This window comes from Mycobacterium alsense (assembly GCF_002086635.1).
Taxonomy (GTDB): Bacteria; Actinomycetota; Actinomycetes; order Mycobacteriales; family Mycobacteriaceae; genus Mycobacterium; species Mycobacterium alsense.
On the sequence record NZ_MVHD01000010.1, the window covers coordinates 12,918 to 27,754 of the forward strand.

Consider the following 14,837-nt stretch of genomic DNA (forward strand, 5'->3'; position numbering starts at 1 on the left):
CAACGATGACGGGACGGGTCGAGGGCAAGGTCGCCTACATCACCGGCGCGGCGCGCGGCCAGGGCCGCAGCCACGCGGTCCGGCTGGCCCAGGAGGGCGCCGACATCATCGCCGTCGACGCCTGCCGCGACGTCGTCGACTACAGCACGATCCCGCCGTCGACGCCCGAAGACCTCGCCGAAACCGCGGACCTGGTCAAGGCGCTGGACCGGCGCGTCGTGACCGCCGAGGTCGACGTGCGCGACTTCGAGGCGCTCAAGGCCGCCGTCGACGGCGGCGTCGAGCAGCTGGGCCGCCTCGACATCATCGTGGCCAACGCGGGCATCGGCACGTCCGGCGCTCCGCTGCACGAGATGGACGAAACCCGTTGGCAGGACACGATCGACGTCAACCTGAGTGGCGTGTGGAAGTCGGTGAAGGCCGGCGTCCCGCACCTGCAGGCGGGCGGCTCGATCGTGCTGACCGGCTCGGTCGGCGGGCTGAAGGCGTACCCGCGCGTCGGCCACTACGTGGCGGCCAAGCACGGCGTCGTCGGCCTGATGCGCAGCTTCGCCGTCGAACTCGGGCCGCAGTCCATCCGGGTCAACTCGGTCCACCCGACCCACGTCAATTCCCCGATGCTGATGAACGAGTCGGCCTACCACACGTTTCGGCCCGACCTGGAAAACCCGGGGCCCGACGATCTCGCGCCGATCTGCCAGATGTTCCACGTGCTGCCCGTGCCGTGGGTGCAGCCCGAGGACATCAGCAACGCGGTCCTGTTCTTCGCCTCCGACGAGTCGCGCTACATCACTGGGGTCGCGCTGCCGATCGACTGCGGCAGTTGCCTGAAGTAGCCATTGGACGAGAGTTGAACTTTCGGATCGAGGAGAATATCGTTCTACTTCGAACAGCCATTTAGGAGCCATCGGTGCCCATCCTCGCGGAGCAGCGGACGTATGTCGCCGGCCGTTGGGTGACCGGCGACGACGTCGTCGCCGTCGAGAATCCCGCCGACGAAAGCCACGTCGCCGACATCACGGCGACGCCGCTGGAGGAGGCGCACCGCGCGATCGCCGAGGCGCGCCGCAGCTTCGACGACGGGGTGTGGGCCGACGCGGCGCCCCGCGAGCGGGCCCGGGTGCTGCGCGGGTTCATCGAGCACGTCGAGTCCGCGCGCGAGGAGCTGGTTCCCACGCTCGTCGCCGAGGCCGGCCAGTCGGCGCGCTTCGCCGAGATGACACAACTGGGCGCCGGAACCGCCATCGCGCGCCAGACCATCGACCTGTACCTGTCGATGCCGCACGAGGAGCCCAGCCCGGTCCCCGTCGACGACCTGGTGCGCGGGCGGGTCGCTTTGAGCGTGCGGCGCCACGAGCCCGTCGGCGTGGTCACGGCCATCACGCCGTACAACGCGGCGCTGATCATGGGCTTCCAGAAACTCATTCCCGCGCTGATGGCCGGCAATTCGGTGATCCTGCGGCCCAGTCCGCTGACGCCGATCTCGTCGCTGATCTTCGGCGCTGCCGCCGATGCGGCGGGGCTTCCGCCGGGTGTGCTGAGCGTGGTCGTGGAGTCGGGGACCGCGGCCGCCGAACTCCTCACCAGCCACCCGGCGGTGGACATGGTGTCGTTCACCGGCTCGACGCTGGCCGGGCGCAGGATCCTGGCGCAGGCGGCGCCGACCGTCAAACGGGTGTCGCTGGAACTCGGCGGCAAGTCGGCGCAGATCTATTTGCCCGACGCCGTGCACCGCGCCGCCGGGGGAGCGATGGTGGTGGTCGCCAGCACCGCCGGCCAGGCGTGCGTGGCCGCGACGAGAATGCTTGTGCCGCAGGACAAGAAGGCCGAGGTGCTGGACGCGGTCAGCGCCATGTACGCCCAGATCAAGGTGGGCCCGCCCAGCGACGAGTCGTCGATGATGGGGCCGGTCATCAGCGCGGCCCAGCGCGACAAGTGCGAGCGGTACGTCAAGCTGGCCGAGGAACATGGCGGCAAGGTGTTCTGCGGCGGCGGGCGCCCGGCCGGCCTGGACCGCGGCTACTACTTCGAGCCCACCGTGCTCGACCTGCCGAGCAACGCGAACCCCGCTGCGCAGGAAGAGATCTTCGGCCCGATCATCGGCGTGCTGGGCTACCGCGACGTCGACGACGCGGTGGCCATCGCCAACGACAGCATCTACGGGCTGTCCGGTCAGGTGTACGGGACCGACGCGGCCGCGGCGGTCCAGGTGGCGCGCCGGCTGCGCACCGGCGCGGTCAACGTCAACACCACCGTCTTCTCCGCCTACGCGCCGAGCGGCGGATACAAGCAAAGCGGGCTGGGCCGCGAGCGGGGCCCGGACGGCATCCGCGAGTTCCAGGAGGTCAAGCACATGTCGATCGGAGAACTGAAATGAGCGAATACGACCTGAACTGGCTGATCTCGGTCGACGACCACATCCTCGAACCGCCGAACCTGTGGGTCGACCGCGTGGCCGCCAAGGACCGCGACCGCGCCCCGCACATGGAGAAGAACGAGCACGGCGTGGACAACTGGGTCTACGACGGCAAGCGCTACCCGAACTCGGGCCTGAGCGCCGTCGTCGGCAAGTCGAAGGAGGAGTTCAGCCCCGAGCCGCTGTCGTACTCGGAGATGCGGCCGGGCTGCTACGACGCCAAGGCCCGCGTCGAGGACATGGACCGCGCGGGCGTGCTTGCGTCGCTGTGCTTCCCGACGATCACGCGGTTCTGCGGGCAGCTGTTCATGGAGGCCAGCGACCGCGAGTTCGGCTTCGAATGCCTGCAGCACTACAACGACTGGCTGGTCGAGGAATGGTGCGGCGCCGCGCCGGGGCGCTACATCCCGCTGATGCTGATCCCGATGTGGGACCCTCCGCTGGCCGCCAAGGAGATGGAGCGGATGGCGGCCAAGGGCGTGACGACGTTCGCCTTCTCGGAAAACCCGGAGCCCTTGGGGCTGCCCACGATTCACGACCCGAACGGCTACTGGGAGCCCGTCATGGCCGCCGCCAACGAGCTGCACATGGTGGCCAGCATGCACGTCGGCTCCTCGTCGACGCTGCCCAAGATCTGTTCGGACGCGCCGTTCATGGCCAACCTCACCTGGGGGGCGTCGCGCACGTCGGGGACGATGCTGTCCTGGTTGTTCAGCGGGATGTTCCAGCGCTACCCGAACCTGAAGATCGCGCTGTCCGAGGGCGAGGTCGGCTGGATGCCCTACTTTTTGGAGCGCGCCGAACAGGTGCTGGACAAGCAGCGCTACTGGGTGATGCGCGGCGCGAAGTTTGACACGCACGCGGGCGCGGGCAAGGCCATCGACCTCGACAGCCTCGACATCCGCGAGACGTTCCGCAACCACATCTACGGCTGCATCATCGAAGACCGCCACGCGGTCAAGAGTCTCGACGAGATCGGCGAGGACAACATCATGTGCGAGACGGACTACCCGCACTCGGACTCCACCTGGCCCGACTGCATCGGCGTCGCCCGCAACACGATGAAGGACCTGCCGGAGGACGTGCAGTACAAGCTGCTGCGCGGCAACGCCGAAAAGCTCTACCGGTTCACGCCGGCCGAGCCGCCCGTCCTGGCGAGCGCGTAGTGTCCGGGGTGCTGGACGGCAGGAGCGCCATCGTCACCGGCGCCGGCTCGGGCGTGGGGCGGGCGTCTTCGTTGCGGTTTGCCGAGGAGGGCGCCCTGGTGGTCGCGGCCGACATCGACCTCGACCACGCGAAAGAGACCGTGCGCCAGGTCGAGTCGGCCGGCGGCACCGCCATCGCCGTCGCGACCGACGTGTCCGACGAGCCGCAGGTGCAGGCGATGATCGCGGCCGCGGTCGACCAGTACGGCCGGCTGGACATCCTGTTCAACAACGTCGGCATCCCGACGCCGCGGCTCGGCATGAGCTTCGAGGACCACACGCTCGACGACTTCAACCGGCTGGTCGCGGTCAACCTCGGCGGGGTGTTCCTCGGGTGCAAGCACGCGGTGCTGCGCTTCAAGGAGCAGGGGAGCGGCGGGGTTATTCTCAACACCGCCTCGGTGGCCGGCCTGGTGGGGTGGGGCGGCACGGTGTACGGCGCCACCAAGGGCGGGGTCATCCAGCTCACCCGCGGGGTCGCGATCGAGGCGGCCCCCTTCGGGATTCGCGTCAACGCCATCTGCCCTGCCGCCATGCCGCTGACCGGATTCATGGCCGCCGGCGGGTTGAAGGTCGACGCGGAGCAGCAGGCGGCGATCGCCGAGTCCGTCGGCGGGCAGCACCCGCTCGGGCGCGCCATCACCGCGGAGGACTGCGCCGAGGCCGCGCTGTATCTGGTCTCGGACGCGTCGCGCAACGTCACCGGGGTGGCGCTGCCGGTCGACGGCGGGTTCGTGGCGAAATGACCAGTCAGGTTGGGGGGCCCGCCTTAGACCGCGACCGGCTGCGCGAGCTGTTCGACCTGCGCAGCTCCTACAACGCCTGGGCCGGTGGGGCTTACGAGCAGGACCCGTACCCGGTGTGGCACCGGCTGCGCGAGCAGGGGCCGGTGCTCCCCGGCATCCTGCACGAGCTGACCGGCAGCACGGACACGATGTTCTTCCACGGGCTGCCCTACCCCGACAGCCCCCATTTCACGGTGTTCGACTACGACACCTGCATGACGGTCTACCGCAACCCGGAGGTGTTCGCGTCGTCCCCGGATCCGGTCGACCTGGAGAACGGCCCGCTGGGCCTGACCAACAGCATGCTGTCGATGAACGGCGAGCAGCACAAGCGCTACCGCGCCCTGGTCCAGCCGTCGTTCCTGTCGTCGAACGGCAAGTGGTGGATAGACAATTGGATCTCCGACACCGTCGACCTGCTCGTCGACGGGTTCGTGCGCGACGGGCACGCCGAACTCAACGTCGACTTCTGCGCGGCCATCCCCGTGCTTACCATCACCGGCAGTTTCGGCGTGCCGGTCGAGCAGGCCCTCGACATCCGGGAGGCGCTGTCGCGGGATCCGCAAAAGGTGGTCGGCATCCTCAAGCCGGTCGTCGCCGCCCGCCGCGAGGAGCCGCGCGACGACCTGATCAGCATCCTCGTCCAGGCCGAGCTGACCGACGAGAACGGCGTCAAAGACCGGCTCACCGATCGCGAAATCGATTCCTTCGTGCTGCTGTTGCTCGGCGCGGGCTCGGGCACCACCTGGAAGCAGATGGGCACCACGATCACCACGCTGTTGCAGCGTCCCGAGCTCCTCGAGGCGGTGCGCACCGACCGGCAGTTGCTGCGTCCCGCGATCGAGGAGTCGGTGCGGTGGATGCCGACCGACCCGATGTTCTCGCGCTGGGTCATGGCCGACGCCGAACTCGGCGGCGTGGACATCCCCGCGGGCTCCGTCGTGCACCTCGCGCTCGGCGCCGCCAACCGGGATCCCGCCCGATGGGAGCGCCCCGACGAGTACGACATCACCCGAAAGTACCGTCCCTCCTTGGGGTTTGGGCAGGGCCCGCACATCTGCCTGGGCATGCACGTCGCCCGCGCCGAGATGACCATCGCGATCTCGGCGCTGCTCGACCGGCTGCCGAACCTGCGGCTGGATCCCGACGCCGAAGCGCCGCGCTTCGTCGGCATGTACGAACGCGGCGCGACCGCGATCCCGGTGGTGTTCGATGCCTGAGTACACGCCGCCCGACCTCACCCTGCTCGGCGAGGACCACATCCGCGCGTATCGCGACAGCGGCGGCGAGGTCGGCTACATCTGGAACGGCGTTCCCACGCTGCTGCTCACCACGACCGGGCGGCGCACCGGCAAGCAGCGCACCTCTGCGCTGATCTTCGCGCGCGACGGGGGCGACTACCTGGTGGTGGCCTCCAAGGGCGGCGCGCCGAGCCACCCGTCGTGGTATGTGAACCTGCAGGCCAACCCGGAGGCCAGGATTCAGGTTCGCGCCGACGAGTTCGCGGTCGTCGCGCGCACCGCGTCGGCCACCGAAAAGCCGCGGCTGTGGCAGATCGTCACCGGCGTGTGGCCCAACTACGACGCCTACCAGACACGAACCGACCGCGACATTCCCGTCGTGATACTCACGCCCTCATGACGCCCGCTAGCATTTCTTCGGTGTCACGTGCCGAGGAGAGGGCCGCCCAGCGGTCGGCCGCAGTGCAGCGGTCGCGGACCCGCATCGCCAACCAGGTCAGGCTGATGCTCGACGCGGCGCTGCGCCTGATCCGCCAGAAGGGCGACGCGTTCACCACGCAGGAGCTCGTCAAGGAGGCCGGCGTCGCGCTGCAGACGTTCTACCGCTACTTCGCGTCGAAGGACGAGCTGCTGCTGGCGGTGATCGCCGACGCCATGAACGACGCCTGCACGCGGTGGGCGGCCGCCGCCGCGGACCTGCCCGATCCGGTCGCGCGGCTGCGCTTCTACATCACGACGGTCATCGAGGTGCTCGACGCCGAACAGGGCCAGGGCGGCACGGCCAAGTTCATCGTGTCGACGCATTGGCGGCTGCACCGCATCTTCCCCGAGGAACTCGCCGAGGCCGAAAAGCCGTTCGCCGACTTGCTGCTCACCGAGATCAAGGCGGGTGTCGAGGCCGGGCTGCTGGCGCCCGCCGACCCGCAGTGGGCGGCGTGGTTCATCGCCGAACTGGTGCGCTCCGTGTACCACTATCACGCCTACGCCCCGTTGGCGGCCGAGGCGACCGACCGCCTGTGGGAGTTCTGTCTCAGTGCCCTCGGTGGCACGGGAAGGTGACGCCATGCCGCACGCCAAACCCGACGAGTTGCCCAGCGGTGGAGGGGGTCGGTGGCCGGCGGCCGGGGATGGGTTCCGGTCGGTGCAGTGGGGCGACATGGAGGTCGGCTACACCACGACCGGCCCGCTGGACTGCACCGAGCTGTATAAGGCGGGTGGGCTGCCCGGCGGGGTGTGCACGTGTCCGCACTACGGCTACATCTTCGAGGGCTCGATCCGCGCGACCTACCCGAACACCGATTGGCCCGACGAGGTGGCGAGCGCCGGGGAGGTGTATTTCTTTCCGGCGGGCCACATTTTGATCTATCCGGAGCCGACGCGGGCGCTCGAGCTGAACCCGGCGTTCGCGCTGCAGCAGTGCATGGATGCGATGCAGAGGGCGGGGCAGTCGTGAGAACCTCAGTTGCCACACTGGTCACTGGCTGGGAGGTGTGTGACCAATTGCCCGCCTCTGAGCGACAATCCCACCGCGCCCGAGTTGTCGCTGTGAGGCGGGCAATCAGTCATATGCCCCGAACCGGGGGCGGAAGTGATGGATGTTACAGCCGCGACAGCGTGAACGGGTACGTGCGGGTGCCGGCCGGGGCGCCGTCGCAGCCGGCATCGAAAGACGATTCCAGCGAACCGCCCAGCGTGGTCGCGTCCCAGGTGTAGACGTCGTGCGTGGGAATCGTTGGGCCGTAATAGATATCGCCACATCTCAGGCCGTCGGGAACGTCGACCGCCAGGGTGTAGCGCCCGTCGGCGAGCCGCGCGTCGCCCACGTAGTCGAACGCCTTGGCCACCGGCCGCGCGATGGCGTTCACGTGCACGCATTCTCCGGGGCACGAGGTGACCGACCAGACCCACGTGTGAAAGTCGTAGCGGCCGACGATGTTCAGGTCGTAGTTGCCCAACGGCATGCCGGCATGGGCAACCGGTGCGACCGATACGCCGGCGAGGGTCAGCAAGCACGCGAATGGCAGGGTGAGCCGCCGGAGAAAACTCATGATGCAGTCTAGAACACAACTACGGGAGATGCCCACCGGCCCAGGGGTTCCCGAGACCAGCGCCACCCGCCCGCCGTCCGAATTCGACGATGTCCTACCGGAATTCGCGGCCGACTACACCGAGGCCGAGTACCTGCTTGAGGGCACGGCGAACGCCTACGGGGGCCCCGCCACCGGACCCGCCAGAATCGCCACCACCGGTCATCGCTACGTCACCCGAATCCTGGTGCGCCACCCGAAATCAGGCCGATTCAGCGGCCGCGTCGTCGTCGAGCCGTTCAACACCACCTACGGCGTGGACCGCGACGCGTTGTGGCTACACGTCGCCGGTCTGCTGCAGGCGCAGGGCGATGCCTGGGTCGGCGTCAGCGTGCGCGCGTGGTCGGCGGAACAGCTCAAACAGCGCGACCCGCGCCGCTACGGCGAACTCGACATCCCGTCCAACGACCTGGTGTGGGACCTGCTGCGGACGGTCGGCACGCTGGTCAAGGAGAGCGGCGAGGTGCGCCGCGTCTACCTGGGCGGGTATTCGCAAAGCGCCGTCGACGTGGCCACGTTCGCCGCGGCGTTCGGCGCGGTTTACGACGGTTACTTCCCGGCCTCGCACGCGGCGAGCCTGACGCCGCTGGCGGTGGGCGAGGGGCTGCCCCGGTTCGAGTACGCGCCCGTGCCCGCGGTCGGTGTCCCGGTCGTCGAGATCCAACCGCAAAGCGACGTCGAGGGATTCGCCTTCGAGGATTTCGTCAACCCCGGCGGCGCCTCGGTGCGCCGCGACGACAGCGACGCCGCCGGGGACCTGTTCCGCCTCTACGAGATCGCCGGCGCACCCCACGCTGCCAGGATCGCCGGCTGCGACGGCGACGGCTCGAGCTTCCCGATGGCGGCCTTCGTCCGCGCGGCGCTGCGCAACCTCTTTCGTTGGGCCGAGGACGGCATCGCGCCGCCGCGCGCGCCGCGCGTCGCGCTGCGGGTCGACGACACCGTAGCCGAGGCCGCCGTCGACCGGTTCGGCAACGCCGTCGGAGGGGTGCCGTCGCCGTTCCTCGAGGTTCCGCTCGCGCGCTACGAGGCCCATTCGACACCGGGGCCGCTGTGCGCGCTCGTGGGCCGGGAGGCGCCATTGCCGCACGCGGTGCTCGCCGGCCGCTACGGCGACGCGCGGACCTATCTCGCCGAGTTCGCCACCAGCCTCGACGCCGCCATCGAAGCCGGCTTTCTGCTGGGGGACGACCGCGCCGAGATCCTGCAAGCCCAGACCGTCAAAGCCAAGGCCGCGTTCGCATGACGGTGCAGACCGTGCCCGTGCCGGACACCCTCGAACGGGCGCTCTCACCGCGATGGCTCACCGCGGCGCTGCAACCGCGCCTTCCCGGCGTCGACGTCGTCGCGGTGACGCCGGGCCCCGTCGTCGACCGGATCTCCACCAACGCACGGTTTTCCGTCAAGTGCGCGGACGGCACCTCGCACGCGCTGTGCGTCAAGGGCTACTTCAACGATATCGGCCGCGCCGCACCCTACATCGGGGCCCCGGAGGCCGGCTTCTACCGGGACCTCGCCGCCGCGACGGGCGTGCGCACGCTGCGGGCGGTGTACGCCGACATCGACCCGGCGACCCGCCACGGCGTCGTCATCACCGAAGACGTTGTGGCCCAGGGCGCCACGTTCCTGGACGGCAACAGCCCCTACACCGCAGACCAGGCCGTCGACACCCTGGCCCAGCTGGCCCGGCTGCACGCGGCGACGTGGTCACAACCCCGCTGGGCCGGCGTCGAGTGGTTGGCCCCGCGGCTGGGGCGGGTGCTGGACGTGTGGGGCGTGCAGCGCACGCGCGAGATCATCGCCCGCAACCTCGGCAGCGCTAGCGACGCGCACCGGCTGGTCGACGCCTACCGCGGCCTGATGTCGCCGGAGCCGGGCCCGTGGTGCGTCATCCACGGGGATCCGCACGTGGGCAACCTCGTCGTCGACGGCGCCGGGGTCGCGTCGCTGGTCGACTGGCAGCTCGTGCAGCGCGGCGGCTGGTACCTCGACGTCGGCTACCACATCGCCTCGACGCTGACCGTCCCCGAGCGCCGGCGCACCGAGCGAGACCTGTTGCGCCACTACCTCGATGCGCTCGCCGCGCGCGGCGTCACACCGCCGCCGTTCGACGACGCCCGGCGCACCATCGCCCGCGGCATGCTGCACGGCTTCTTTTTGTGGAGCATCACCACCAAACAGCCGCCGGCCGTCATCACCACGCTGCTGCACCGGCTGGGCACCGCGGTGGCCGATCACGACGCGCTGGGGAGGCGATAGATGGACCCGAGGCCCTTCGAGGGACTGCGCGTCGTGGAGCTGGCGCAGTGGGTTTTCGTCCCGGTGGCCGGGGCGCTGCTGGCCGACTGGGGCGCCGACGTCGTCCGCATCGAACGCCTCGAGGGCGACCCCTACCGCGGCCTGGCGACGCAGGGCATCGGCACCGACCGCGACGGCGTCAACCTCTCGATGGCCCTGGCCAATCGCGGCAAGCGGTCGATCGCGCTGAACCTGCGCCACGAGGCCGGCCTGGCCGTGCTGCACGAATTGCTCGGGACCGCCGACGTTTTCCTCACCAGCCTGCGCCCCGGCGCGCTGGGCCGGCTCGGGCTCGACGCGGACGCGCTGCGCGGGCGCTACCCCACGCTGATCTACGCCCGCGGCCACGGCTTCGGGGTGCGCGGCCCGGACGCCAACCAGCCCGGCTACGACAGCTCGGCGTTCTGGGCGCGCGGGGGAGTGGGCCACATCCTCACGCCGCCCGAGCGCGACTACCCGATCAGCCAGCGCGGCGCGATGGGTGACCGAAACGGCGCCATGGCACTGGCTTTCGGCATCGCGGCCGCGCTGCTCCAGCGAACCAAGACCGGGGCGGGTTCGGTGGTCGACGTGTCGCTGCTGGCCACCGCGATGTGGATGCTGTCGTCGGACCTGCTCGCGGTGCTCAACGGCGGGCAGGCCGGGCCGGTGGCCGGGCGCGGCCCGCAGGTCAACCCGCTCACCGGCAACTACCGCACCAAGGACGGGCGCCACATCCAACTGATGTTTCTGCAGGGCGACCGGTACTGGGCGGAGTTCTGCCGGCTGGTCGGGCGCGACGAGCTCGTCGACGACCCCCGCTTCGCCGACATGGCCGCGCGGCGCGCCAACGCCGAGGCGTGCGTGGCCGAGCTGGACGCGGTGTTCGCCCGCCACACCCTCGCCGAATGGCGCGAGCTGCTCGCCAAGCTCGACGCCCCCTGGGCGCCAGTGCAATCCGTGCAGGAGGTCGTCGAGGACCCGCAGGTGGCCGCCAACGGCTACGTGGGCGGCGTCGAGCTGGACGGCGGCCAGGCCTACCGGCTGCCGTCGGTGCCCGTGCAGCTCGACGAGCAGGGGCCGCCCCTGCGCCGCGCGCCCGAGCACGGCGAGCACACCGAGGCGCTGCTGCTGGAGCTCGGTCACGACTGGGACGCGATCGCGAAACTGGCCGAGCGGGGGGTGATCCCGTGACCGCGCGTCCGGTCCCGGTGCCCGACGACGCGTCGGCCCCGTTCTGGGCGGCCGCGGCCGAGCACGTCCTCACCGCCGCGCGCTGCGCCCGGTGCGCCCGGCTCACCATGCCGCCCGACATCGTCTGTCCCCATTGCCATTCCAGCGACCCCGGATTCGAATTCGTCCCGGTGAGCGGGCGCGGCACCGTGCGGTCGTGGACCGTGGTGCGCCAGGCGCTGCTGCCCGGCTTCGACGACGACCTGCCGTTCGTGCTCGTCGACGTCGAACTCGTCGAGCAGGACGACCTGCGGCTGATCGGCCGCCTGCTCGACGGCCCGGACGCCGACCTGGGCGTGGGCGCCGCGGTCACGGCCGGTTTCGAAGACCTCGCCCCCGGCGTCGCCGTCCCCGCGTTCGAGCTCGCATGAGCGGCAGGTTCGCGGCGAGCAACCGGGTCGCCATCGCCGGCTACGCGCAATCGGTGATCCAGCGCCGCGCCGAACGACCGCTCGGCGCGCTGGCCGTCGACACCGCGCGCGAGGCGATCGCCGACACGGGACTGCGCGTGGATCAAATCGACGGGTTCGTCAGCTCCAGCCTGCTGCCCAGCGCCAGGGGGCAGGTCACCGAGGACGGCGTCAGCACCGTCTCGTCGGCGTGGCTGGCCCAACATCTCGGCGTAAACCCCCGCTACGTCGCGGGTTTCGAGGGCATCGGCCAGATCACCGGCTCGGTCGGCATGGCCGTCAACGCGGTCGCCAGCGGCGCCGCCGACTTCGTGCTGCTGCACCGCGCCCTGCACAACCCCGCCGGGCGCTACCACGCCAACCCGATGCGCGAGGCGCGCGGGTCGCAGCAGTGGACGGCACCCCAGGGGTTTTTCGGACCGCTGGCCATGATCGCGCTGCCCTACAACGAGTACCTGCAGCGCTACGGCGCCAAGCGGGAATCGATGGCCGCGGTGGCGGTGGAGGCCCGCAAGAACGGCGCGCGCATCCCGTGGTCGTACTGGCGCGACCGGCCGCTCGGCGCCGACGAATACCTCGCGGCGCCCACGCTTTTCGACCCGGTGTGCCGCTACGACTGCGACATCCCCGCCGACGGCGTCGCCGCGTTCGTGTTCACCTCCGCCGAACGCGCCCGCGACCTGCCGCACCCGCCCGTGTACGTCGCCGGGTACGCCGCCGGCACGCCGGCCAAGCGCCGGCTTCCGCTGCACTGGCCGCTGGACGACATCGTCGAGGGCGGCGCCGAGACCGCCCGGCGGCTGTGGGAGCACGCCGGGATTGGGGTCGGCGACGTCGACCTGCCCCAGGTGTACGACGGCTTTTCGCCGTTCGTGTGGCTGTGGCTGGAGGTGCTCGGCCTGTGCCCGCCCGGCGAGGCGCACCGCTTCGTCGAGGCGGGCGGCATCGACAGCGACCGCCCGGGCGGCATCCCGGCCCTCTCGGGTGGCGGCGCGCTGGGCAACGGGCGCATGCACGGGATCCCGCAGATGCTCGAGTGCTACCTGCAGCTGGCGCGCCGCGCCGGGGACCGGCAGCGCGAGGAAGCGACGATCGGGCTGGCGTGCCATTCCTCGCCCCATTTCGGCGGGGCCGTCGTCTACAGCGCCGAACGGTTTTGAGAGTTGTGCTCTCAAGATCGGTAGAATATCGTTCTACTGTTACTGGCCTTGAGGAGTCGCGGTGACGGTTCCGTCGGAGTCCTGGGTGGAGCGCGCGGTCGATCGGTCCGCCGCGGTGCAGCGGTCGCGCACGCGCATCGCCAACCAGGTGCGGCTGATGCTCGACGCCGCCCAGCGGCTCATCCGCGACAAGGGCGACTTCACCACCCAGGACCTGGTCGCCGAGGCCGCCGTCGCGCTGCAGACCTTCTACCGCTACTTCGCGTCCAAGGACGAGCTGCTGCTGGCGGTGATCGGGGACGCGATGATCGAGGCCTGCGACCGCTGGTCGGAGGCCGCCGCCGGCATCACCGACCCCATGGAGCGGTTGCGGTTCTACATCACCGCGCCGCTGGAGCAGTTCGGTGACAACAACGCCGAAGCCGGCGGCATGCGGTTCATCGTCTCCACACACTGGCACCTGCACCGCATCTTCCCGAAAGAGCTTGCCGAGGCGGGGAAGCCACTCATCGACCTGATGCTCACCGAGGTCAACAGCGCCACCGACAAGGGCCTGCTGCGGCCCCGCAATCCCGAATCGGACGTCTGGTTCATCGTCGAACTGCTCCGCGCGACCTACCACTACTACGCCTATGCGGCCAACCCCGGCTCTCTCGGCTCGGACCTGAACGACGTCAAGGAAAACATCTGGCAGTTCTGCAGGATGGCGCTCGGGGCGCCGCGCGCATGACCGTCGATGGGAAAGGTTGCCAATGAACGACTTTGAGGCCCGCGACTTCTTCACCGACCCCTCGTTCGTTCCCGATCCCCACCCGTATTTCGACTACCTGCGCGAACAGGGTCCGGTGGTCCGGGAGCCGCACCACGGCGTCGTCGCCGTCACCGGCTACGAGGAGGCCATGGCCCTCTACAAGGACGTCGACTCGTATTCCAGCTGCATCGCGGTCGGCGGGCCGTTTCCGCCGTTGCCGTTCGAACCCTCCGGCGACGACATCGGCGCCCTGATCGAGCGGCACCGCACGCGGCTGCCGCTGCACGAGCACATGGTGACGATGGATCCGCCCGAGCACACCCGCGCCCGGTCGGTGCTGAGCCGCCTGCTCACGCCCGCGCGGTTGAAGGAGAATCAGGACTTCCTCTACGGCCTGGCCGATCACCAGCTCGACGAGTTCGTCGCCGACGGCGAATGCGAGTTCCTCGAGGCATATTCGAAGCCGTACGCGCTGCTGGCCGTAGCCAACCTGCTGGGTGTGCCCGAGACCGACCACAAGGAATTCCGGGCCGTGTTCGCGAATTCGCACACGGTGGGCAACTTGGAGCACGATCCCGCGGCGATCAACCCGCTGGACTTCCTCGACGAGAAGTTCAGCTTCTACATCGAGGACCGCCGTCGCGAGCCGCGCGCCGACGTGCTGAGTGAGCTTGCGGCGGCGAAATATCCGGACGGGTCCACGCCGGAGGTCGTCGACGTCGTGCGGACCGCCACCTTCCTGTTCGGGGCTGGCCAGGAAACGACCGCCAAGCTGCTGGGCGCCGCGTTGCGAATCCTTTGCGACCGGCCCGATCTGCAGCAGGCGCTGCGCGACGACCGCAGCCTCATTCCCGCCTTCATCGAGGAATCGTTGCGGATGGAAAGCCCGGTCAAGACCACCTTCCGGCTGGCGAAACGGTCGACCTGCGTGGGGGGCGTCGACATCCCGGCCGGCACCACGGTCATGGTTGCCCCGGGCGCGATCAACCGGGACCCCAGGCGATTCGAGAACCCGCACGAGTTCCGGCTCGACCGCGGCAACGTCCGCGAGCAGATCGCGTTCGCCCGCGGCGTGCACACCTGCCCCGGCGCGCCCCTCGCCCGCATCGAGGGCCGGGTCTCCCTCGAGCGCATCCTCGACCGGATGGCCGACATCCACTTCGACGAGGCCCACCACGGACCGGCGGGCGACCGCCGCTTTACCTACGCCCCGAGCTACATCCTGCGCGGGCTCAACGAACTCCACATCCGGTTCACGCCAAAGCCGTAGGC

General features: G+C 69.9%; 16 protein-coding genes. 15 read left to right on the forward strand and 1 reads right to left on the reverse strand.

Going from position 1 to position 14,837, the window contains the following annotated elements; all coding sequences use genetic code 11:
• The first annotated feature begins 5 nt into the window (after positions 1-5).
• The 8 genes from BST11_RS08465 to BST11_RS08500 all read left to right on the forward strand — a co-directional run bounded on the left by BST11_RS08465 (position 6) and on the right by BST11_RS08500 (position 7,100).
• The gene (locus BST11_RS08465) at positions 6-836 is read left to right on the forward strand and encodes a mycofactocin-coupled SDR family oxidoreductase (protein ID WP_083137480.1); all 831 of its coding nucleotides are present in this window, start codon (positions 6-8) and stop codon (positions 834-836) included.
• Positions 837-910: 74 nt separating this feature from the next.
• Positions 911-2,377 carry an aldehyde dehydrogenase family protein gene (locus BST11_RS08470; RefSeq protein ID WP_083137481.1) on the forward strand — a complete coding sequence of 489 codons (1,467 nt, stop codon included), beginning with the start codon at positions 911-913 and terminating at the stop codon, positions 2,375-2,377.
• The gene (locus BST11_RS08475) at positions 2,374-3,582 is read left to right on the forward strand and encodes an amidohydrolase family protein (RefSeq protein WP_083137482.1); all 1,209 of its coding nucleotides are present in this window, start codon (positions 2,374-2,376) and stop codon (positions 3,580-3,582) included. The genes BST11_RS08470 and BST11_RS08475 overlap by 4 nt, the downstream gene beginning before the upstream one ends.
• Positions 3,582-4,367, forward strand: a complete 786-nt coding sequence (locus tag BST11_RS08480) for an SDR family NAD(P)-dependent oxidoreductase (protein ID WP_083137483.1) — start codon at positions 3,582-3,584, stop codon at positions 4,365-4,367. Before BST11_RS08475 ends, BST11_RS08480 begins: the two co-directional genes overlap by 1 nt.
• Complete coding sequence (locus tag BST11_RS08485; protein WP_083137484.1) at positions 4,364-5,626, forward strand: cytochrome P450; 1,263 nt, start codon at positions 4,364-4,366, stop codon at positions 5,624-5,626. The genes BST11_RS08480 and BST11_RS08485 overlap by 4 nt, the downstream gene beginning before the upstream one ends.
• A complete protein-coding gene (locus BST11_RS08490) occupies positions 5,619-6,047 on the forward strand; it encodes a nitroreductase family deazaflavin-dependent oxidoreductase (protein WP_083137485.1) in 429 nt (142 codons plus the stop codon). The genes BST11_RS08485 and BST11_RS08490 overlap by 8 nt, the downstream gene beginning before the upstream one ends.
• A gap of 62 nt (positions 6,048-6,109) precedes the next feature.
• Positions 6,110-6,706: a TetR/AcrR family transcriptional regulator gene (locus tag BST11_RS08495; protein ID WP_083137486.1), complete on the forward strand. Its 597-nt coding sequence runs from the start codon at positions 6,110-6,112 to the stop codon at positions 6,704-6,706.
• A 97-nt stretch (positions 6,707-6,803) separates the two neighbouring features.
• Positions 6,804-7,100, forward strand: coding sequence for a cupin domain-containing protein (locus BST11_RS08500; RefSeq protein ID WP_083137487.1), 297 nt, complete (start codon positions 6,804-6,806; stop codon positions 7,098-7,100).
• 145 nt (positions 7,101-7,245) lie between these two features.
• Here the strand turns inward: BST11_RS08500 and BST11_RS08505 are convergent, their stop codons facing one another.
• Complete coding sequence (locus BST11_RS08505; RefSeq protein WP_083137488.1) at positions 7,246-7,608, reverse strand: hypothetical protein; 363 nt, start codon at positions 7,606-7,608, stop codon at positions 7,246-7,248.
• Positions 7,609-7,723: 115 nt separating this feature from the next.
• On the opposite strand from BST11_RS08505, the gene BST11_RS08510 reads away from it, so the two are divergent.
• From BST11_RS08510 to BST11_RS08540, 7 genes are all read left to right on the forward strand, one after another.
• The gene (locus tag BST11_RS08510) at positions 7,724-8,980 is read left to right on the forward strand and encodes an alpha/beta hydrolase domain-containing protein (protein ID WP_244897574.1); all 1,257 of its coding nucleotides are present in this window, start codon (positions 7,724-7,726) and stop codon (positions 8,978-8,980) included.
• Complete coding sequence (locus BST11_RS08515) at positions 8,977-9,993, forward strand: phosphotransferase family protein (RefSeq protein WP_083137490.1); 1,017 nt, start codon at positions 8,977-8,979, stop codon at positions 9,991-9,993. The genes BST11_RS08510 and BST11_RS08515 overlap by 4 nt, the downstream gene beginning before the upstream one ends.
• Complete coding sequence (locus BST11_RS08520; protein WP_083137491.1) at positions 9,994-11,205, forward strand: CaiB/BaiF CoA transferase family protein; 1,212 nt, start codon at positions 9,994-9,996, stop codon at positions 11,203-11,205.
• On the forward strand, positions 11,202-11,615 hold the full coding sequence (locus BST11_RS08525) for a Zn-ribbon domain-containing OB-fold protein (RefSeq protein ID WP_083137492.1): 414 nt from the start codon (positions 11,202-11,204) through the stop codon (positions 11,613-11,615). Before BST11_RS08520 ends, BST11_RS08525 begins: the two co-directional genes overlap by 4 nt.
• Positions 11,612-12,814, forward strand: a complete 1,203-nt coding sequence (locus tag BST11_RS08530; RefSeq protein WP_083137493.1) for a thiolase family protein — start codon at positions 11,612-11,614, stop codon at positions 12,812-12,814. Before BST11_RS08525 ends, BST11_RS08530 begins: the two co-directional genes overlap by 4 nt.
• Before the next feature lie 115 nt (positions 12,815-12,929).
• Positions 12,930-13,544, forward strand: coding sequence for a TetR/AcrR family transcriptional regulator (locus BST11_RS08535; RefSeq protein ID WP_083137569.1), 615 nt, complete (start codon positions 12,930-12,932; stop codon positions 13,542-13,544).
• 22 nt (positions 13,545-13,566) lie between these two features.
• Positions 13,567-14,835: a cytochrome P450 gene (locus tag BST11_RS08540; RefSeq protein WP_083137494.1), complete on the forward strand. Its 1,269-nt coding sequence runs from the start codon at positions 13,567-13,569 to the stop codon at positions 14,833-14,835.
• Positions 14,836-14,837: the final 2 nt, after the last annotated feature.